The organism is Dyella sp. CR10 (genome assembly GCF_055814425.1).
Genome location: NZ_CP185986.1, coordinates 872,615 through 892,298, shown reverse-complemented (window position 1 = coordinate 892,298; position 19,684 = coordinate 872,615). Strand labels below are relative to the sequence as shown.

General features: G+C 63.2%; 16 protein-coding genes. 8 read left to right on the top strand and 8 right to left on the bottom strand.

The features are described 5' to 3' along the window. The first annotated feature begins 197 nt into the window (after positions 1-197). Positions 198-875 carry an alkylmercury lyase family protein gene (locus ACNR9O_RS04170; RefSeq protein WP_473682578.1) on the top strand — a complete coding sequence of 226 codons (678 nt, stop codon included), beginning with the start codon at positions 198-200 and terminating at the stop codon, positions 873-875. A gap of 642 nt (positions 876-1,517) precedes the next feature. Continuing rightward, the gene (locus ACNR9O_RS04165) at positions 1,518-1,739 is read left to right on the top strand and encodes a hypothetical protein (RefSeq protein WP_473682580.1); all 222 of its coding nucleotides are present in this window, start codon (positions 1,518-1,520) and stop codon (positions 1,737-1,739) included. Between the two features lie 379 nt (positions 1,740-2,118). Here the strand turns inward: ACNR9O_RS04165 and ACNR9O_RS04160 are convergent, their stop codons facing one another. From ACNR9O_RS04160 to ACNR9O_RS04135, 6 genes are all read right to left on the bottom strand, one after another. Then, the gene (locus ACNR9O_RS04160) at positions 2,119-2,331 is read right to left on the bottom strand and encodes a cold-shock protein (protein WP_473682582.1); all 213 of its coding nucleotides are present in this window, start codon (positions 2,329-2,331) and stop codon (positions 2,119-2,121) included. A 1,127-nt stretch (positions 2,332-3,458) separates the two neighbouring features. Then, the gene (locus ACNR9O_RS04155) at positions 3,459-3,644 is read right to left on the bottom strand and encodes a hypothetical protein (protein WP_473682584.1); all 186 of its coding nucleotides are present in this window, start codon (positions 3,642-3,644) and stop codon (positions 3,459-3,461) included. A 176-nt stretch (positions 3,645-3,820) separates the two neighbouring features. After that, positions 3,821-5,875: a hybrid sensor histidine kinase/response regulator gene (locus ACNR9O_RS04150; protein ID WP_473682586.1), complete on the bottom strand. Its 2,055-nt coding sequence runs from the start codon at positions 5,873-5,875 to the stop codon at positions 3,821-3,823. Continuing rightward, positions 5,868-7,361, bottom strand: a complete 1,494-nt coding sequence (locus ACNR9O_RS04145) for a DUF7125 family protein (protein WP_473700701.1) — start codon at positions 7,359-7,361, stop codon at positions 5,868-5,870. The genes ACNR9O_RS04150 and ACNR9O_RS04145 overlap by 8 nt, the downstream gene beginning before the upstream one ends. A 232-nt stretch (positions 7,362-7,593) precedes the next feature. Then, positions 7,594-8,121 (bottom strand): YdeI/OmpD-associated family protein, encoded by a 528-nt coding sequence (locus tag ACNR9O_RS04140; RefSeq protein ID WP_473682590.1) that lies wholly within the window; start codon positions 8,119-8,121, stop codon positions 7,594-7,596. A 241-nt stretch (positions 8,122-8,362) separates the two neighbouring features. Continuing rightward, positions 8,363-9,388, bottom strand: a complete 1,026-nt coding sequence (locus tag ACNR9O_RS04135; protein ID WP_473682592.1) for a YncE family protein — start codon at positions 9,386-9,388, stop codon at positions 8,363-8,365. A 176-nt stretch (positions 9,389-9,564) separates the two neighbouring features. Between ACNR9O_RS04135 and ACNR9O_RS04130 the strand changes: the two genes are divergently transcribed. From ACNR9O_RS04130 to ACNR9O_RS04105, 6 genes are all read left to right on the top strand, one after another. Continuing rightward, the gene (locus ACNR9O_RS04130; protein WP_473682594.1) at positions 9,565-10,467 is read left to right on the top strand and encodes a chromate resistance protein ChrB domain-containing protein; all 903 of its coding nucleotides are present in this window, start codon (positions 9,565-9,567) and stop codon (positions 10,465-10,467) included. Beyond that, a complete protein-coding gene (locus tag ACNR9O_RS04125; RefSeq protein WP_473682596.1) occupies positions 10,464-11,372 on the top strand; it encodes a DUF1259 domain-containing protein in 909 nt (302 codons plus the stop codon). The genes ACNR9O_RS04130 and ACNR9O_RS04125 overlap by 4 nt, the downstream gene beginning before the upstream one ends. 244 nt (positions 11,373-11,616) lie before the next feature. Next, complete coding sequence (locus tag ACNR9O_RS04120) at positions 11,617-11,811, top strand: hypothetical protein (RefSeq protein WP_473682598.1); 195 nt, start codon at positions 11,617-11,619, stop codon at positions 11,809-11,811. Beyond that, the gene (locus ACNR9O_RS04115; protein WP_473682600.1) at positions 11,808-12,128 is read left to right on the top strand and encodes a YkgJ family cysteine cluster protein; all 321 of its coding nucleotides are present in this window, start codon (positions 11,808-11,810) and stop codon (positions 12,126-12,128) included. The genes ACNR9O_RS04120 and ACNR9O_RS04115 overlap by 4 nt, the downstream gene beginning before the upstream one ends. A 190-nt stretch (positions 12,129-12,318) precedes the next feature. Beyond that, a complete protein-coding gene (locus tag ACNR9O_RS04110; RefSeq protein ID WP_473682602.1) occupies positions 12,319-12,447 on the top strand; it encodes a hypothetical protein in 129 nt (42 codons plus the stop codon). 167 nt (positions 12,448-12,614) lie between these two features. Next, positions 12,615-13,628, top strand: a complete 1,014-nt coding sequence (locus tag ACNR9O_RS04105) for a hypothetical protein (RefSeq protein WP_473682604.1) — start codon at positions 12,615-12,617, stop codon at positions 13,626-13,628. A gap of 50 nt (positions 13,629-13,678) precedes the next feature. On the opposite strand, the gene ACNR9O_RS04100 is transcribed toward ACNR9O_RS04105, so the two are convergent. Continuing rightward, positions 13,679-16,048: a GH92 family glycosyl hydrolase gene (locus ACNR9O_RS04100; RefSeq protein WP_473682606.1), complete on the bottom strand. Its 2,370-nt coding sequence runs from the start codon at positions 16,046-16,048 to the stop codon at positions 13,679-13,681. A gap of 62 nt (positions 16,049-16,110) precedes the next feature. Further along, entirely contained in the window at positions 16,111-19,272 is a 3,162-nt protein-coding gene (locus ACNR9O_RS04095; protein ID WP_473682608.1) for a TonB-dependent receptor, read from the bottom strand. Between the last annotated feature and the right edge of the window lie 412 nt (positions 19,273-19,684).

The following is a 19,684-nucleotide window of genomic DNA, read 5'->3' as shown; positions in this document are numbered from 1 at the left end:
GGTCGGAAGCGGCCAGGCAAAACGGGGCCGGGTTTACTTCCAGAGGAACCCAAAGCAAATCTGCCCCGTTTTTTGTCGGACCGACTGGCATCGGGGGTGACGCACAGCCTTATTCACGATGCCGTGGAATGCTGCCCTGGCAGTTGATGCATCAATGGGATCGAACTTCATACTGGGCTACCACTGGATCCATTGCCATGAATAACTCCATGCTGCACGAATCCATCATCTCGTTCTTTCTCGAACACCAGCGCGCTCCTACCGTACGCGAGATTGCCAAGCGTTTCGCCTGTGACCCAATGGATGTACGAATTGGTCTGCGAGCGTTGGCGGAATATCACGGTGTCGTATTGCATCCCCATTCGGATGAAATCTGGGTTGCCCACCCCTTCTCCGCAGCACCCACGACATTCGTGGTTCGCTCCGGCCCCCACACCTGGTGGGGAAACTGTGCGTGGTGCTCTTTGGGCTTGGCCCACCTGGCCGGCGGTACGGCAACTATCGAGACTCGAACAGGGGCACTAGACCGGAACGCCTCGATCCGAATCGAGGGCGGAAAGGTGATCGACACTGATTACGTTGTTCACTTCCCCATCCCGATGCGGCATGCATGGGACAACGTAATCTATACCTGTTCCGTCATGCTGATGTTTCAGAACGAGGCAGAGGTAGACCAATGGTGTGCCTCGCGTGGCATCCCGAAAGGCGACGTACGCTCTATCGAGCAGGTATCGCGTTTTGCCGCCGAATGGTATGCGCACCACGCAGACCCCGATTGGAAGAAATGGTCGATACGAGAAGCCAGCGATCTGTTCCAGCGCCATGGATTGACTGGGCCAGTCTGGGCGTTACCAGAGGAATTGGAGCGCTTTTGAATTACGAGCACCAAGCAGCCGTGACATCTCCGCTTGGAGTCGACGTTCCTGCGCTCCCTCAAAGTCCGCTTCGAATTGCGACTTCAGCCGGTCAACGCAACACATTGCTGGAATCGTTCGGCCAGAACGGGAGTGGGTTCACTTCCAGAGGAACCGAAAGCAAACCTGACCACGCTCTGTGGATTTCAGCACGGCGGCGTCTTTTGGTTAGGGCAAATGACGAATCTTGGGCAACCCATATCCGCACCCCCGATAAGCATCGGAGAAGTGCTCAGGTGGCGTCAGGAACAGAACCGCGTGACTGAGGCGCTTGTCGGCGAAGCTGCCCTCAAGGCGCCCACGCAGCATGCGCACGTGGTTGTTAGGCGGGGGTAACGCGGGGGAACGGAGCGGACATGATATCCGGCGCAGCCCAAGGGCTTGCCGACGTGTTACGGTGGCGTAACAGAGGAAAGCGCATGTTGAGCACGCATCGCGGCTCGGATGGGTGTGCCTCCGACACGACAGGCATGGTGCGGCTGATGCATGTTCATGCCAGACGGCTCATTGAGCACCCATGCCACCAAGCCTTGCCTGCCTTTGTGCTCCGCGGTCTTCGAGAGACCATCACTGCATCGATGCTCCCTCGCCAAGGAAGCTGTCATGACCAACATATCCGGCAAGACCACCAATGGCTTTACGTACGAAGGCGAGTACGAGCTCATCCGCTCGGATCGTGTCAGGTGGAGCGCCCCCTACCGGCGTGATGGAATCTTCTTTGGGATGCGCCATGGCGGCATCAATGAACTTCTGGACGTGTCGCCGGAAGAGGTTCAACAGGCCGTGATGGACGACATCGAATTTGCATGGAATTCACCCGGCTGACCGCATGGCCTCGTGCGATGGTCGCCCAATCGGGCCTGATTATCAGGCTTCGGATCCATCGCTTCTCCTCGGCGCAGAGACAAGGCGATGGCTCAACCGCCCCCCATCCCCACTACCACACCCAGGAACGCTTCATTGGCAAAGACAAACTACTCTTTCGAAAAACGCCAGCGGGAAATTGCAAAGAAGAAGAAGCAGGACGACAAGCAGGCCAGGAAGGTCGCATCGCGCGATGGCGCCCAAACGGAGCCTGCGGCTGGAGCAACAGCCGCCAAGAGCACTCGAGTCGCACCCTAGCCAAAAAAGGCACCGGTCAAGTGCGCTTGAAGCAAAAAAAGCCCGGCACAAGGCCGGGCTCTTTTCGTACGGGCAAGGATCCTTAGATCGTCTGCACTTGTTCCGCCTGCAGGCCTCGCTGGCCTTGAGTCACGGTGAAGGACACCTTCTGACCCTCAGCCAGGCTCTTGAAGCCTGAGGACTGGATCGAGCGGAAGTGAACGAACACGTCGTCGCCACCCTTATCTCGACTGATAAAGCCAAAACCCTTGGCGTCGTTGAACCACTTGACGGAACCGGTTTCAGTCTGGGACATGCTTATTTCTCCTTGGAACGGATAAAGCCGCATAGCGGCGGAAAAGCTGGTCGCAAGGAGGAAGAAGGGGAACAACGGTGTAGTGAAAAGCCATCTACAGCATCGGGCCACAATTCATGGTGACCCTCGAAACTCAGCCCCATCACATTACAGGTCATTACGCCCAAGAGCAAACAGCGCGGCGAATCCTGTTCAGGGGGGTGCTCTATCGCGCTCATCACAGCACAGGTCTGGAGGAGGTGGGGTCGACAGCATCAAGCGGATGAAGCGCGGTAACCGATCAGACCTGAGCAAGATTCCTTCTCCCGCGATGCTGCCAGCTCCCGCCGCATCAAACCCTGTAGCCCGCCTCAAGAAACCAGCCCGGCCAGTTGCCCTCCCCCGGTTGCTCGGAGGAGTGCCAAAACGGGGGCGGGTTTACTTCCAGAGAAACCGAAAGCAGACCTAACCACGTTTTTTCCTTGCGATCTGAGTGTGTGCTGGAGTGATCATGTTTAACGATTCGAGTGGTTGCCGCATCGTCGGCACTACATATAGCTCGAGACATCGACGATTTTCACTCACGCTCGCTCCACCAGACGGCGGGTTTGAATTCAGTGTGGCTTTCACTGAAGTTGCTGCGTATCTCTTTCGGGATACTAATTTCGATGTCATCGCTTCAATTTGTCGCGTGCCTCTGCGTGATCTTATCAATCAGGATTGGGAACAGATCACTTTTGCTGATCGATCGGGGCTCTGGCCTGGGCGACTTCCCACTAGTCCAGCCGAAGCAACTGCATTTGCTTCTCGCCTTGGGCTCCAGGGATTTTCCATTGTCACGGAGTCCGGCCCAATCGCATGGGCAATAAGCAAGGATTTTGTGCTACTGGGTCGTCGACAACACAGCTGAAAGACCGTCAAGGAGATCTAACTTTGTAGTACTGATAGTCAATAATGTGCCGCTGAGAGCACCGGACGCAGCCGCGATCATCCCAGCGAGGCGCTTCAGGGCGATGCCCATGAGTACTCCATGATCATCGATCGAACGACACGAGCGAACCTGTCCAGCGCAGCCAGCGCCATGGTCGAGTCGACGCGACACGCACCGATTGGAAAGGCGAGGCGGCTCCGTGAAGCCGCCCGGAAGATCAACGGTTCTTGTGGCTTTGCTCGCCGGCCTTCACGTGCTGCTCGTGGCTTCCGCCACGCTGCCCGCCGGCATCGGCCTGCTTGGTGTCGGTGTTGCTCTGGTTCTTGTGGCTCTGCTCGCCAGCCTTGACGTGCTGCTCATGTGTGGCGTGGTCGCCGCCTTGGTTTTTGTTCGACTCAGGCATGAAACGTACCTCCAGTGATCGCGCACGGTTCGGGATCGAGGCGCCTGTGCGCTCAGCGCCTAGGGGCGGACATTAGGGTGTCGTCCCTCTAGGCCGCGTGGGCTTCGCCTCAAGGAATCATTCACAGCCTCGCTGTTTCGAAAGCGAACTCATGACCAGGCAGGCCACGCGGCACATCACGCCACGCCGGTCAGTGCGTGGGTGACGGCTTGGCTGAAACCGTCCAGCGCGAAGGGCTTGGCGATCATGGTCATGTTCGGCCCCAGGAATTCCGATCGCACGGCTGCGCTTTCCGCATAGCCGGTCATGAAAAGCACCGGGACGGACGGATACTTCTCGCGGAACAGCTCGGCGAGCTGCCGCCCATTCATGCCCGGAAGGCCGACATCGGTCACCAGCAGATCGACATGGCTCAGCGAAGCAATGTGCGATATCGCTTCGGTGGCATCGCGCGCGACCACGACCTCGTAGCCGAGCTCCTCCAGCAGGAAGTTGACCAGCAGCCTCACCTGGCCATCGTCCTCGACCACCAGCACGAGCTGACCATGACCCGCCACCGCAGTCGCCGCCTCCCCGCGCGACGCGGCTTCTGCGGTGACTGGCGAGACCGGAAGATAGAGCGAAAGCGTGGTCCCCTCGCCTGGCGAGGATTGCAAGTCGATGCAGCCCTTCGATTGCTGCACGAAGCCATAGATCATCGACAACCCCAGTCCCGTGCCATGCCCGATAGGCTTGGTCGTGAAGAAGGGTTCGAAGACGCGCTCCTTGACGGCCGGCTCCATGCCGACACCGGTGTCCGCGACTTCGACCACTACGTATCCATCGGCGTTCGCCTCGCGATCATCGCGGAGAAACGGCATGGACGGCGCGAACCGGGTGGCGATCCTGAGCCGTCCGCCATCGGGCATGGCATCCCTGGCGTTGAGGCATAGATTCAAAAGTGCGCTCTCGAGCTGGTTGGCATCAACCAAGGCCAGATCCAGGCGCGGTGCCAGGTCGATCTCGATCCGTATGCGCTCGCCCAGCGTCTGCGACAGCAGCATATGCATCGACTGCACCAGCGCATTCACATCGACTGGGCTCGGATCGAGCGATTGCCGCCTGGAGAACGCCAACAGGCGTTGCGTCAGCGCTGCGGCACGGCGCGCGGATTCCGTCGCCGCCCGCACCACCCTGGTGGTTCGCTCATCGTGCATGCGGATGGCGACGATATCGAGCGCGCCAATGATGCTGGTGAGCATATTGTTGAAATCGTGCGCGATGCCTCCGGTCAGTTGCCCGACGGCCTCCATCTTCTGCGCTTGCCGGAGCGCCGCTTCGCTTTCCAAGCGCGCCTGCATTTCCGCGCGCAGCGCCGCGGTGCGCTCTTCGACCCGCTTTTCCAGCCTCACGGCCGCCTGGCTGATCGTTTCCAGCGCCTGCTTTCGCTCGGTGACATCGGCCGCGAACAGATGCACGCCATCGATACGGCCGTCCTCGATGGTCCGCGGCAGACAGCGAAGTTCGGTTTCGCGCCGCCTGCCGCCGGGGAGCGACAAACTCAACTCGATCTGCGCGACTTCACCTGCCAGCGCGCGACGCATGGCGTCTTCCTGCGCATCCCACGCGGCCTTGCCGAAGACCTGCTCGACCGTCCGCCCCAGCATATCCGCCGGGTCGATGCCGAACCATTCCCGGTATGCCTGATTGGCGAAACGATAACGACACGCCGTATCGAGCAGGGCGATCAGCACAGGCAAGGCATTAGTGATGCGCCGCAGTTCCGCTTCGCTCTCGGCCAGCGCCTTGCGGCTGGCCGCCAGGTCCTCCATCCGATCCTTGATCTCGAACTGTTTCTGGCGGGATCGCATGGCGGTCTCGACGGCGCTCAGCAACGAGGCCGATCCGACCGGGCGCTCCAGCTCGATGACATTGAGAATGGTGTGCGGCAGAGGCGACACATGGATTTCCCGTCCGGTCCGCGCGGACTGGAGAACGATGAACGGAATGTCCGACCACGCCGGCTGGGTGGCGAGAGACCGCTGGACCGCGTCCGTACCGCTCTGCAGCGCTTCCTGAGTCAGGATGACGATGCCGGTCTGCTGGTCGATATGCGCGGCCAAGGTTATCTGGTCCGGATAAAGCGCGGCCTGGTAGCCGTTCTTCCTCAAAACCTCGACGAGGCTTTCGCCGTCGCGCTGCCAGGGCGCGACGACATCCACCCGATGGCCGCGCGCGGCGTCGCTAACCATCCCGGTTTTCCAGCAGCGGGCCGGCCTCCCCGAGGAATTCGGGCGTGCCCGTGAGCACTCCACGAAAATCCGCCAGCGGCTCGCCTACCCGCAGGCCGCGGCTGTCGATGTGCAGCTCGCGAATGGTGTCCTCGTGCTTGCCTGCGCGGTTCTTGACGACGGAGATGGCTTTCCGGATGCGGCCCGCTGCCTCGAAGAACCGAAACAGGACTACCGTGTCGGCGATATAGGACACATTGAGCTGGCCGGTATCCAACGAGCCAACCAGCCCGAAGAGCGGGTTGATCAGGAAGGTCGTCACGCCGGATTGATTGAGAAACGCCAGCAGCTCATGCATCTGCAGCAGAAGATGCTTCTCCTGCGGCATGGCGGAGAGGTAACCGCTCAGGCTATCGATCACCACCATGGAACACCGCCGCTCCTGGACCGCGCTGAAAACCCGCCATGCGAACTCGCCCGGCGGCATCTCCGCCGGATCGACCTGCGTAATCTGGAGCAGCCCCTCCTCGATGTAGCGGGCCAGCGGGATACCCATGGCCTCCGCTCGGTTGAGCAACGTGCCGATGCGCTCATCGAACTCGTACACCTGGCAATGCTCGCCACGGGAGCAAGCCGCGCCGACGTATTGCATGGCGAGCGTAGTTTTTCCCGTGCCGGCCGGGCCGGTGAGCAACGTGCTGGTGCCGCGCAGGAAGCCGCCTCCACTCAGGTCGTCGAGATGCGCGACACCGCTGAGGACCGGCCCATTGCTGAAATCGGCGTGATGATCGGCCGCGATGAGCCGGGGATAGACCTCCACGCCTCCCGTCCGGATGCTCAGATCGTGATAACCGGCCATGAAGGGCTGGCCGCGCATTTTCTGCACTTGCAGGCGCCGCCGGGCCGCGCCGAATTCCAAGGCGAAGCGTTCCAATGAAATGACGCCATGGCTGATGCTGTGCAGATGCGTGTCGCGATCCCTTCCCTCGCTGGTCAGGTCGTCGATGAAAAGCACCGTCGCATTACGCGGCGAGAAGAACTGCTTGAGCGCCAGGACCTGGCGACGGTAGCGCAAGGGATCCTGGGCGAGCAGTCGAAGCTCAGACAGGCTGTCGAATACGACGCGCCTGGGTTCGAGCCGCTCGACTTCCTGCTTGATCAGCGCGATGGTTTCGCCGAGTTCGACTTCCCACGAATGAAACACGGATTGGTTGCGTTCCTCACCGAGTACCTCGTCGACCGACGAAAGCTCGATGAGGTCGATGCCGGTCAGATCCCAGCCGTGCGAAGCGGCCACCTCCCTGAGCTCCTCCGAGGTCTCCGACAGCGTGATATAGAGGCACCGGTCGCCTGCCTTTACGCCCTCTCGCAAAAACTGCAGCGAAAGCGTGGTTTTTCCGGAACCCGGCTGACCTTCGAGCAGGTAAAGGTGGCCTGGGGGAAGTCCACCTAGCAACACGGCGTCCAAACCGGGAACACCAAAACTGCAGCGAGGGGATGACGGCATAGGAAGGCCCGTTCTGCAGGAAAGCCTTGTATTTTTGGGAAACGAGTTAACAACCACGTTGATATGGCGTGAATCGCCTTTGCACATATGGCATCGGCGGCCGAGCGCAGGAAGCCGCCCAGCCGCCTCGCACCTGGTTCGACGAATATCTCGGGGAAGAGCTAAGCGAACTCATCGTGACGAGCCGCGTCACGCGCCACCCAGTCGCCAGACACGCTATCCGGCGTGACCCTCAATCGCTCTGGCCATTCCACGACCGCGCCATGAATCGCCCCTTGCCGCCCGCCAGCACAAACATGGCGCGCTCGAGATGGCGTGCCTTCGCGTCGGCAGATTTCACCTGCTCGAAATAGCGCAGGATTTCTTTCTTCAAACTGGGCGTCAACGCCTCCCAGGCTTCACGCGCGACGGGGTGGCTTTCCAGCGCCGCAGCGAAGGACGCCGGCATCGGATGGGCAGGTCCGCTTCGATAGTCCTTATCGAACGCCAGCTCCACTTCGACGACATCGCCCACCTTGCACGCTGCCGCTTTGCGTACCTCGGCGTGCAAGTACAGATAAAACGACCCATCGCCGACCGGCATCATGTTGATGCGCCACCACGCTTCCGGCTTGCCGTTCACCCGTGTTCGCACGGGCATCGGCTTGCGCCACCCTTGTTGCAGCCGGCTCGCATCCTTGGCGCTGACCAGCACATAAGGATTGATGTTGTTGATCTCGATCGTGGATCGAAAGCAAAGAGCGCTCACCTGATTCGTCACTGCACATCCCCGAACGCGGCCCTACATTGAAGCGGCGCCATGGCTGGTGTGATCGCTCCAGAGCATACGCCGATGATCGAAGGGCTCCGCTCCGACAGATCGCGCGGTCCAGGCCCTTGCGCTGCATGACGCTGGCACAGGCACGATCGCAGCGGATCGACCTAAGCGAAGCCATGGCATCAAGCACCGATATGATGCATCCGCTGACGCGCCACCGGCCAGGCAGGCCGCATCGCCCCCCTCACCCGGCCGGCTGCGCGATACGCAAGCGCGGCCGGCCCTGCACCGATTTGAGCGGGAAATAGGTCTCGTGTGACGTCGGGTCCACGGCGACAACGTGGGCGTTGGGGCCATATGGCGCCGTGCCAAGCGCTTTCACGGTTCGCGCCTTGACCTCGAACACCGAGACTTCGCCCGATTCGCCAGCCACGTAAAGCCGGCCGAGCGCGGGATCGAAGGCGAGCACGTCCGGATCGCCGGCGACATCGAAACGCGCCAGCACCTGCCCGCTCTCCAGGTCGAGCACAAGCAGCTTGTCGTTGCCTTCGCACGCGATGAAGGCGAGTCGGGACGCGGCATCGATGGACAAGCCGTGGTTGCCTTTCGCGCCGGGCAGGTCGATGCGGCGGATGACCTTGTCGGTGGCAGGGTCGATCTCCACCAGCTGCCCGCGCGTCTGCACGTTCGCAAAGATGTGCTTCATCACCGGGTCGTATTGCGTGTTGCCCACGTCGCCGCCCAACGGGATGGTGGCGATCCGGGCGTTGCTGCGCACGTCGATCACCGTATCGGTGCCGCCGTGTTCGTCGGATACGTAAAGCTTGTGCGCCTCGGGCGCGTAGGCCATGCCATCGGGGTAATCGCCGCCCGGGATGCGGGCGACGATCTTCAACGTCTTCGGATCGATGGCGATGACTTGGTCCTTTCCCGTGGCGGAGGCATAGACACGATCGAGTTCCGGCACGAACAGCACGCCGTGCACATCGTCGGCATCGGCGATGTCGGCGACGACCGCCCGGCGTTGCGTGTCGACCACCGTGATCACGCCATCCCCCATGTGCGCCAGATAGAGCCGGTGAGCGGCGGGATCGAGGCTGGCGTAGTCCCAGCGCGTCGCGTGCCCGCTCAGCGGGATCTCGGCCACGGTTTTGAGCGGGATCGAACCGGTGGCCGGTTCGCTGCACGCGGCGGATGTCGCGGCGAGCAGGCCGGCCAGCAGAGCGACAGCGGCGGACTGAAAGCGGGGCGAAGCGGACTGGAGCGTCATGGTGAAGTCTCCGTGCTGGCAAGCATCTCCGGGCAGATCCTGGATAGGGACATACCCGCATCATCGATAGGTTGTAGTGAATATCACGCAGACGTAGCATTCATTACATGCTTTCCGAAAACCTTAGCTGGCTCATGCTCATAGCCTCCCTCGCCGGGCGCAGCCAGGCACCTCGCATGCGCCTGTGGCGCGCCCTGAAAGCGGCGGGTGCGGAAGCCCTGCGCGACGGGGTGTACGTGCTGCCGGACAACGAGGCGGCCCGAAGCCTCTTCCACGCCCAGGCCCGGGAAGCCATCCGCGCCGGCGGGTCCGCGCACGTGGTGCCCTTCCAGGCCACCGACGAGCAGCAGGACACCGAACTGCGCGCCGCTTTCGACCGCTCCGCTCTCTATACCGAAGGGCTGCAGCGCCTCGCCGGCCTGACCGCTGAGCTGCCCCGGCTGTCCGAGATCGACGCGCGCCGCCGCCTGGCGGCGATGCGACGCGAACTGGAAAGCATCGTGGCGATCGATTTCTTTCCCGGCGCCGCGCGCGATCACGCCGAAACGGCGTTGCGCGACGCCGAGCAAATTCTCAACAGCCAGTTCGTGCCCGATGAACCTCACGCCGCCCGCGGTGCCGTACCGCTGCGTGCGGCCGCCGAGCATCGCGGCCGCGTGTGGGCCACGCGCCAACGCCTCTGGGTCGATCGCGTCGCTTCGGCGTGGCTGATCCGCCGTTTCATCGATCCGGACGCGCGCTTCCTCTGGCTGGAAAAACCCGCCGATTGCCCGGCGCACGCGCTGGGCTTCGATTTCGACGGCGCGGCGTTCACGCATGTCGGCGCACGCGTGAGCTTCGAGGTCCTGGCAGCCAGCTTCGGCCTGGATCGCGACGCGGGCCTGCTTCGCCTCGGCCGATTGATTCACTACCTGGACATCGGCGGCGTACCGGTGGCGGACGCCGCCGGTTTCGCCAGCGTCATGGCCGGTGCCCGCGCCCGTCGCGGCGATGACGATGACGGCTTGTTGCAGGACATGACCATCGTGCTCGACTGCTTGTACGCCGCCTACCTCGAATCCCCCGGAGAACCGACATGAATCTGCGCCTGCCCCATATTTTCGCTCCCCTGCTCGCTGTCGGCCTGCTGGCCGCCCTGCCCGCAGCCGCCGCGACACTGGACCCGGCCGTCATCGGCAAAGCCGCCGGCGTGGAAGCCAAGGCCCAGGCCGATGGCGCGGTGAAGATCGGCTGGAGCCGCACGGACGTGCCGGTCACCGTCGATGGCATGCGTCTGCCGCCCGCGGCGGGCCTCGGCTCCTGGGCGGCCTTCAGCGCCATGGGCGATCGCGCCATGGTGATGGGCGACACGGTGGTTTTTCAGGACGAAGTCGATGCCGCGATGGATGCGGCGTTCGCGCACGGATTGCATGTCACCGGTCTGCACAATCATTTTTTCTACGATCAGCCCAAAGTGCTGTTCATGCACATCGGCGGCGAAGGCGCGCCGGCCGAACTGGCGGCCGGCGTCAAAGCCGTCTGGGATGCGATCAAGGCCGTGCGGGCGGCGCATCCGCAGCCGGCGGACGGTTTTGGCGGCGCCACGCCCGCGCCGGGAAAGCTGAGCGCCGACGCCCTGGCCGCCATCGTCGGCCAGCCGGCGCCGGTCACCGACGGCGTCGCCAAGATCACCATTGGCCGCAAGGGCCAGATGCATGGCCAGACCATCGGCGCCTCCATGGGGCTGACGACCTGGGCCGCCTTCAGCGGCAGCGACGAGCTGGCCGCCATCGATGGCGACTTCATCATGAGCGCGGACCAAGTGCGCCCGGTGCTCATGGCCCTGCGCAAGGCCGGCATCCACGTGGTCGCGCTGCACAATCACATGATGGACGAGACGCCCAACCTTTACTTCACGCACTTCTGGGGCAAGGGCAAGCCCGCAGATCTTGCGCGCGGCTTCCGCGCCGCGCTGGATGCGCCATCGGCCAGGGCCACGCACTGATACCGCCGCGCTCACGCTGATGTCGAGGGCGGCCTGCGCCCGCACGCGGACCGCCGATCCGCTATGCTGCGGCACAAGCGCCACTCAGCCTGTCAGAGACTTTTGCATCGTCGCGCCCGCATCGGGCGGCCCTCCCTCTGAGACGCAGACTTCGCCTGGTTCATCCGAGTAGCCATCCAGGCTCGGCGATCTGTCACCGGCATGCCCCCCGTTGCCGGCCATTCTTCTTCGCTCAGAGAGCACCATGACACAGCCTCCCAAGCCCTTTACGGTGGCAGATATCCATGCCGTCTATGCCAATCCGTCCGCTACGAAGCGGGTCGAAGGCGATCACGAAACGCCCACGTACAGCCGCTCGCCCCATTTCAAGCGCGACCCGGAACACGCGGGCAAGCAGCCGCTGTTGCCGACGCTCACCCGCGGTCCGCGCCGGAAATGAGTAGCACCATCCACGCGGAGCCGGCAGCCTCCGCCAAGCCGCGGGCACATTGCTCCTCATGCGATGCCGTGTGCTGCCGCCTGACGGTGGTGCTGCATCCGGACGACGCCGTACCGTCCCACCTCACCACCCGCCTCGCCAATGGCTTGCGCGTCATGCGACAGGACGAAGAGGGATGGTGCGTCGCCTTGAACGGTACGCGCATGAATTGCGGCATCTATGAGAGCCGGCCGGCGGAATGCCGCCGCTTCGTGATGGATGGGCCTTACTGCAGGGCGGTTCGCGCCGATTACCTCAAGCCGGAAGCGGCTGCATGAGCGGCAAGCGAGATTCCGGCCAGGGACTTGCTTGACCTTTCGGGTGAAGCGCGACGCTTCTGATCGCGCGAGACGAGCCGGCCTGAACCACGGCGCAACTCGGCATGGGACGCCCATCGCATTGCCGGCGCCGTGCCTGCGCTAGATTCCGGCCGCGTTCGCATCCATTGGCCGGTCGAGGACGCGAACCATGCACCTGCAGCTCCCCCCTGCGTCGGGCTTGCAGGCTTTCGATGTTCTTCTTCGGAGGTGCGCCATGGTCAATACCGATGATCTGAAGCAGTTTTTCGGGCTGTTCTTCCACTGGCTGTCGCCGTAAAGCCGCCTATCGAGATGCTCTTGCGCGCCCCTTGCGGGCGCGCATTTTTTTGCGCCGCGTGATGCCAGGGTGAAGAACGCACGCGTCGAACCGCATGACCTTCGTTACTGGCACCGCCCATGGGACGCGCGGATTCTCTGCGGCCACGTCACCACAGGGAAGGCCCCATGAAGCGCCTGGCTGTTTCCGTTCTCGCTCTCGCCGCGGCTTGCTCGGCGCAACTGCACGCCGCCGATGCGCCGTCCGACAAGGCGCAGGTCATACCCACCGTCTACGAGGCGGGCCATTTCTTCGCCGTGCCGGAAACCCGCGACGGGCAGCGGCTGAAGTTGCTGGTGGATACGGGTGGCGGTGGTCGCGCGGGCATGTACTGGCTTACCAAGGCAACGGCGGAGAAGTTGCATCTGGCCGCGGTCGACTGCCAGCTCGGCGGGAAACCCCTGCCGACCGCGCGCCTTCCCGACTACAAACCTCAACGCGGGCTTCCTTCGCCGAGTGACGGTCCCTGCGGTGCTGCGCTGCTCGTCTTCCCCATGGACGACAAGCGCCTGGAAGGCCAGCTTGGTGGCACCTATCTGTCCGGCCGCATCTGGACCTTCGACTATCCGGCGCAACGCCTGACGCTGGAATCGTCGACCTGGCGGCCCGATGCCGCCGCACGCGAAACCAAGCTCGGCTTCCAGCACGACGAGGCCGGCAAGCAGACGGACGGCTTCCCGCGCATCGCCATCGTCGTCGACGGCGAACCGCTGGACATGTTGCTGGACACGGGCGCCACGTCCTTCCAGACGCCGGCGGCGGCCAAGCTCAGCGGAACACCGATGGTCCAAGGGCAAGGCGTGACGAGCTACATCACCACCGCAAAGCTCGATGAGTGGCACAGGAAACATCCGGACTGGCGCGTGCTGGAACACGCCGACACGGCTCCGGTCGGCCCATCGCTCCAGCGCATCATCGAAGTGCCCAAGGTACAGATCGCGGGCTGGTCAGTCGGGCCGGTCTGGTTCACCGAACGGCCCGACAAGAACTTCCACGAATTCATGGCGCAGATGATGGACAAGCCGCCCGAAGGCGCCGTGGGCGGCAACGTCTTCCAGCACTTCGCGATGACGATCGACTATCCCCGCGAGACCGCCTATTTCCGCTGCTTCAAAGGCTGCACGCCCGCGCCTTCCAAGTAATCGCGTCACGGCTGGCCGGGATACGACCGGCCAGCCGTAGTCCGCACGCGTTACGGCCGACCCTTCGACATCGACGGCGGCGCATCCTGCGGATCCGTCCCCCACGCCTTGTTCGGCGCCGGCCCCATCGTCAGCACCAGCGTGCCGCCCTTCGCGATATCGGCATGGCTGAACCACGGTTTGTTCCATGGCTTGCCGTCGAGCGTGGCGGACTGGACGTACATATTCGTCGCCGAGTTGTTGCGCGCGACAATCTCGAACACCTTGCCGTTGCCCATGCGCAGCCGGACCTTGTCGAAGATCGGGCTGCCCAGGATGTAGTCGGGCGTCGAAGGGTCGACCGGATAGAAGCCCATCGCGCTGAGCACGTACCACGATGAGGTCGAACCCTGGTCATCCATGCCCGGAAAGCCATAACCGCTGGCGTCGCTGCCGTACAGCTCGTCGAGGATGCGTCGCACGAGCGCCTGCGTCTTCCAGGGCTGACCGCTCCATGCATAGAGATAGGCGGCTTGCTGGTCCGGCTGGTTGCCCTGCACGTACTGCCCGATCAGACCGGTGCAATCGCGGCAGATGCCCTTGGCCGTGTAGGGAGTGGAGAAGAAGGCATCGAGCTTCGCATTGAAAGCGTCGCGGCCGCCGAACAGGTTGATGAGGCCCTGTACGTCGTGCGGCACCAGCCACAGCGTCGACCAGCCGGAGGCCTCCTTCATCATGAAGTTGTAGTAAGGCTCGCCAGGGTCGAACGGAGCGATCCACTTGCCGTCGTCGGTCTTGCCGCGGAAGAAGCCCACGGAGGGATCGAACAGATGGCGGTAGTTCGCGGCGCGGCGCGAGAACAGCTGGACATCGTCCGTCTTGCCGAGCCGTCGCGCGACATCCGCCAGCGCGTAGTCGTCCCAGGCATATTCGAGCGTCGTGGCGACGCCGGCCTTGCCGTCCGCGTACGGCGGACTGAGGTCGTGGTCGGGAACGAGGTCGGAAATCCAGCCCTTCTGCATGTACTCGGCCAGGTAACCGCGGGGCCCCTTCGGCTCGGTGGCGTTCTTGCGCAAGTATTCGTAGGCCGCCGCGTAATCGAAATCGATGCCGCGCCGCCACGCGCCGTCATAAAGAAAGACCGCATGGTCGCCGTGGAACGACGTATTCATGTAGCCGCTCTCGCGGGCGCGATCGAGCTCGGAGCGCATGATGTCCTGCACTACCTTCGGCTGCAGCAACATCAACAGGACGATCTGGTTGCGGCCCGTGTCCCAGAATGGCACCGGTCCATAATGATCGTAGTCCGCCACCCGGTCGCGCCCGTCGGCGTCGGTGTAGTGCTCGCCCTTGCGGGCGATCATGCGCGGGCTGGCGAAGGAGTGGTACAGCGTCGAATAGAACAGCATGCGCTGCTTCGGCGTGCCGCCGGTCACCTCCACGCGATCGAACAGTTCCGCCCAGCGCGCGCGTGCCTTCGCGCGCACGCGATCGAAGTCGGTATCGCTGTCGTTGGCGCGAAGCCTCCGCTGCGCTTCCTCGGCGCTGTGGCCGTGAGCGATGCGCACGACCACCTGGTCGCCCGCTTTCGTGTCGTAGGTAACGTAGGCGCCGGCATAGTCGCCGGAAACGTTTCGGCGCTCTGCCTTCACGTCTTCGCGGCCCAGGCCCTCGCCTTTCATGGTGACTTCGCTGTGGAACGTGCCGAATGCCGTGAACGGCCGCGAGAACTCGGCGACGAAGTAAGGGCCGTCGGTGTCCCGGTCGCGCCGGCCCGCCGCGGCGACACCTCGGATCGTGTGGTCGTCCACCACTTCCACGTCGCCACCGGCGCGACGCAGGTTCAGTACCACGTTCGATCGATGGCTTTCCGGGAAGGTGAAGCGCATCAGGCTGGTCCACTGCGTGGCCGTCAGCTCCGCCTTGGTGCGGAACGTAGCCAGGTCCACGGCGTAATAGCCGGGCGATGCCTTCTCGGTGGCCTTGTCGTAGTACGACGCCATGTAGTCCGGCGGCACTGTCCAGTCGCCCACGACCGGCATGACGATCGGTGCGCCGCGCGCGCCGTAAGTCGAGCCGCCGCCGCTGAAGCCGAACATGGTCGGACGCCGGTAGTCGTAGGCCACGGGCACGCCGGTGGCGAAGCTCAGGTCGGCGTTGATGTTGACCGGAGCGGCCTCGGTGGCGCTCTGCGGCAAGCTGGCGCCTGGCGTGGTCATGCCGGTGTAGGCGGGCTCGCCGGGTGGCGGCGCATTGCCGAGCAGGATCTGCTGGTCCAGCGGAGCGGTTCCCACCAGAGGGTTGGCGAGGTCGACCGGCGCCGTGGCGGGCGCCGCACGCGTATCGTCCTTAGCCAGGACAGCCGTCGCGGAAGTCACGACGAGCACCGACAACGCGACAGCGACGGCACGATGGGGAAAGCGTGCCATGAGTGTATTCATGCGGTTTTTCCTTCTCGAAAAGAAAACGGGGCCGGTGATCTACCCGGCCCCGTCGCTTCTTTTTACTTGTTGCTGTCTCCACCGAACTTGTAGGTCACGCCCAGGTAGTACTGGCGGCCTGGATACATCAACTGGACCAGGCGGGCACGCGTGTCGCCACCCAGGTAGGTGTGCGGCGTCGCCTTGTTGAAGTTGATGATCGACGCCGTGACCATGAAGTGCTTGTTGATCTCGTAGTCACCGTTCAGATCGATCTGGTGATACGGCTGCGCATAGATCGGCAAGCCCGCGGCCAGGCCCTGCATCGTGCGGCCGGTCCAGTTCTCGCTGGCACGCAGCAGCAGGCCGTTCTTTTCATAGAACAGCGAGACGTTCGCCGCGTACTTCGCGCTGCCGATCAACTCGGCCTTGCCCACCTGCGTATCGCCCAATGACACCGCGGTTTCGTTGGTCTTGTTGAGCGTGTAGTTGACGATGTAGCCGAAGCCCGAGTCCCAGGTGTGCTGCGCGTAGAGCTCAATGCCCTTGGACGTGCCGGAGCGGCCGTTGGCATTGGTGCTGTACTGGCGGAAGTTCGTCTGGGTACCGCCCACGTTCACGTCGATGTTGTTGACGGTCACCGGGACGACGAAGTTCTTCACCTTCTTCTGGAACAGGTCGATACCGACCACGCCGTGAGGCGCGTAGTACCACTCACCGGCGAGGTCGAACTGGGTGGCGGTGAAGGGCTTCAGGTCCGCATTGGCGCCGGAACCGTACCAACCCGGCAGCGGCGCGCCGAACTGCTTGCGGTCGTTGTAGTAGTCCTGCGTGTTGTTGGTCAGCTGACCGAGCTGGGCCAGGTCGGTGTAGTTGGCGCGGGCCAACGCCTGCGAGCCTGCGGCGCGCAGCACGAATTGGTCGGCGATGGTCCAGGCGACGTTGAAGCTCGGCAGAAACTTGTTGTAGCGCTTGTTGGTGGTCGAGTTGGTGAAGTTCTCCACCACCGACACTTCGCGCGGCAGGTACTGGAAGTCACCCGGAGCGCACTTGCCGCCACCCGCGTTCACGCCAGAGGCCGGGCAGATCAGGATGTTGCCGGACGCGTCGTGGTAATACACCGCATTGTTGGTGGTGACCTGGTTGGCGACGGTAAGGTCTTGCTTGGTGGAGACGAAGCGCAAACCCACGTTGCCGCGCACGGTGCCCGTGTCGAAATTCGCCTGCACATAGGCAGCAGCGATCTTCTCCCCGATCGACGACTTGTTCTGCGGCTTGTTGTAGATCACCCGGTCGTAGGTCGAGTTGAGGTGGTTGTAGTACGCCGGGAAGTTGATCGCCGGGAAGATGCTGTCCTCGTAGGCGTGGTTGGCGCCATTGAGGTAATTGGGCAGCAGGAAGCTGGCCGGCAGCTGGCCCGCGTTCGGATCGCAGGTCTGGAACTGAGAGGTGGTGCCTTTGCAGTACCAGCGCACTTCGTTGCTCTGCTGCTCGGCATTGGCATCGCTGTACTTCGCGCCGAACTGCAGCGACTGCAGCCACGAGGATTCGAACGCCCAGGTGAAGTCGGCCTGCGCGAAGTTCTGCGAGGTACGGGTGTTCACCATGTTGGAGCCGGTCGAGCCCAGGTCGACCTGGCCGGCGCCGGCGAGCATGTTCTGCAGCACCGACTGATCGGCGACGATGCCCGGCTTGCCGTTGAAGGTCCATGCCGCGCCGGTGCTGCCGTCCACCCATTGGCCATTGACGAAGTTGCGCGGCTTGGCGGCCATGCCCAGTTCGATCGAGGGGCCGCCCTTCGCCCAGGTGCGGCCGACGTTGAACGAACCGCTCAGAGCGCCACCGTTATCCCACTCGCCTTCCAGGTTGAGAGTCTGCGAGGTGGCTTTCTCGACGGAGTAGTTGCCGTTGAGCCACGGGATTTCCGTCGAGCACACGTCCACCGCCTGGCGAGCAGCGCCCGTGACCGGATTCACCGCGGCGTTGCAACCGACGCCCTTGGGCGGCAGCACGTAATTCGCGCCCGTGACGATGGTGCCGGATTTGTCGAAGGTCAGGCCGTTGGGTGCAAGCAGGCGGCCGTTCTGGTCGGCGTAGTTGCTGTTGTTCGGCAGGCCCCACTCGGGGATTTCAAGCGTGTTGGTGATCTGGGTCTGCTCACGCTGGAAGCGGAAGTAGTTGCCGGTCAGCAGGAAGTGGTCGCTCGGCTTGAACTGCATCGTGGCCTGAGCGCCCTTGGTCTTCAGGGTCAGGTCGTTGCGGCTGGTGGCGAACTGCTGCGGCATCCAGAAGCCATTGGAGACATGCCCGGCCTGATCGACGACGCCATTGCCCCACAGGTCGATGTTGTTGTTGACCGCGGAAGGGTAGCCCCCGCCGTTGACGTTCACCGGCGGCTGGGTGCAGGTGACGTGGTCCGTGCAGTTATCCGACCACCAATGCCAGCTCGAGGCATCGGCTTCGTACGTGGTGGCCTGACGCTTCTGATACGAGCCGGCGACCAGGACACCGAAGGTTTCGTCTTTGTTCTTCCACGACCACAGCGCCGAGGCCTGCGGCTCCGTCTTCGAGCTGGTGTCGGAACTCGCGGCCGTGCCGGAGATGAAGCCCTCGTTCGCGGCCATCTCGAGCGGACGGCGCGTGCGCAGATCGACGTTGCCGCCGATGCCGCCTTCGTCCAGGCGCGCTTCAAGACTCTTGTAGAGCTTGATGTCTGAGAACATGTTGGCCGGGAACAAGGTGTAGTTGAACGAGCGCGAGAGGCCCGCCGATGTATCGGCCGACGCCACGTAGTTGCCGTTCAACTGGGTCAGCGTCAGTTCGGGCGCGAGGCCGCGGATGCTGACCGTCTTGCCCTCGCCCGACTCGCGGCTGATGACCACACCCGGCACGTGCGCCAGTGCGTCGGCAATATTCTTGGCGGGGAATTGCGCGATGTTCTGCGCATTGATCACTTCGACGATGGAGTTGGAATCGCGCTTGTCCTGGACGTTCTGGTCGATCGACTGGCGATAGCTGGTCACCACGACCGTCTGCAAGGTGGTGGGTTTCTTTTCCTTGTCGGCCTTGGCCTGTGCGTCTTCGGAACTCTGCGCCTGCGGCGCCGGACTGGCGGCAGGCGACGTGGACGGTTGCGCGGCAAAAGCCGTCGCCGGCATGGCCAGACCGCCGCCCAGCGACAAGGTCGCGATGGCGAGCGCGGCGTACAACGGCTTGCGCGTATACATGTGTGGCAGGTAATTCATGTCTCTCGATTCCCCTACGTGATGTGCGCGCCTTGTTTTGATGTCGGCGCGGTAATCCCCCGTTTGATCACATGCTGCGGATGCGCGATGGCGGCGGGCGTCCTCCGTTTTTCTCGAATTGGATCGATCAAAATCTGTGGCGTCGAGGCAGCGGCCGCTCGTCGTCGGCGCGCTTCAACGTTTCGGATGCATTACGGCGAAGGTGAGGCTCCGGTCTCGCTCACGCGACACGTCGCTGCCGACAGGCGCATGCCATGCGGGCCAGTGGACGCGACGCGTCGACTGCGGGCGATTTCTGCTTTCATGCAACGGCCTCCCAAATCCCTCACCACGTCGGCAGGTCGAACTGCCATGGCCGGAGCACGCTCGATGCGCATGCCCTTGCCTCTTCCCGCCCATACCAACCATCCAG

Bases quoted from the DNA above. Each gene is read 5' to 3' on its own strand.
- ACNR9O_RS04170 (WP_473682578.1), top strand. From the start codon at position 198: ATGAATAACTCCATGCTGCACGAATCCATCATCTCGTTCTTTCTCGAA.
- ACNR9O_RS04165 (WP_473682580.1), top strand. From the start codon at position 1,518: ATGACCAACATATCCGGCAAGACCACCAATGGCTTTACGTACGAAGGC.
- ACNR9O_RS04160 (WP_473682582.1), bottom strand. From the start codon at position 2,331: ATGTCCCAGACTGAAACCGGTTCCGTCAAGTGGTTCAACGACGCCAAG.
- ACNR9O_RS04155 (WP_473682584.1), bottom strand. From the start codon at position 3,644: ATGCCTGAGTCGAACAAAAACCAAGGCGGCGACCACGCCACACATGAG.
- ACNR9O_RS04150 (WP_473682586.1), bottom strand. From the start codon at position 5,875: ATGGTTAGCGACGCCGCGCGCGGCCATCGGGTGGATGTCGTCGCGCCC.
- ACNR9O_RS04145 (WP_473700701.1), bottom strand. From the start codon at position 7,361: ATGCCGTCATCCCCTCGCTGCAGTTTTGGTGTTCCCGGTTTGGACGCC.
- ACNR9O_RS04135 (WP_473682592.1), bottom strand. From the start codon at position 9,388: ATGACGCTCCAGTCCGCTTCGCCCCGCTTTCAGTCCGCCGCTGTCGCT.
- ACNR9O_RS04130 (WP_473682594.1), top strand. From the start codon at position 9,565: ATGCGCCTGTGGCGCGCCCTGAAAGCGGCGGGTGCGGAAGCCCTGCGC.
- ACNR9O_RS04125 (WP_473682596.1), top strand. From the start codon at position 10,464: ATGAATCTGCGCCTGCCCCATATTTTCGCTCCCCTGCTCGCTGTCGGC.
- ACNR9O_RS04120 (WP_473682598.1), top strand. From the start codon at position 11,617: ATGACACAGCCTCCCAAGCCCTTTACGGTGGCAGATATCCATGCCGTC.
- ACNR9O_RS04115 (WP_473682600.1), top strand. From the start codon at position 11,808: ATGAGTAGCACCATCCACGCGGAGCCGGCAGCCTCCGCCAAGCCGCGG.
- ACNR9O_RS04110 (WP_473682602.1), top strand. From the start codon at position 12,319: ATGCACCTGCAGCTCCCCCCTGCGTCGGGCTTGCAGGCTTTCGATGTT.
- ACNR9O_RS04105 (WP_473682604.1), top strand. From the start codon at position 12,615: ATGAAGCGCCTGGCTGTTTCCGTTCTCGCTCTCGCCGCGGCTTGCTCG.
- ACNR9O_RS04100 (WP_473682606.1), bottom strand. From the start codon at position 16,048: ATGAATACACTCATGGCACGCTTTCCCCATCGTGCCGTCGCTGTCGCG.
- ACNR9O_RS04095 (WP_473682608.1), bottom strand. From the start codon at position 19,272: ATGAATTACCTGCCACACATGTATACGCGCAAGCCGTTGTACGCCGCG.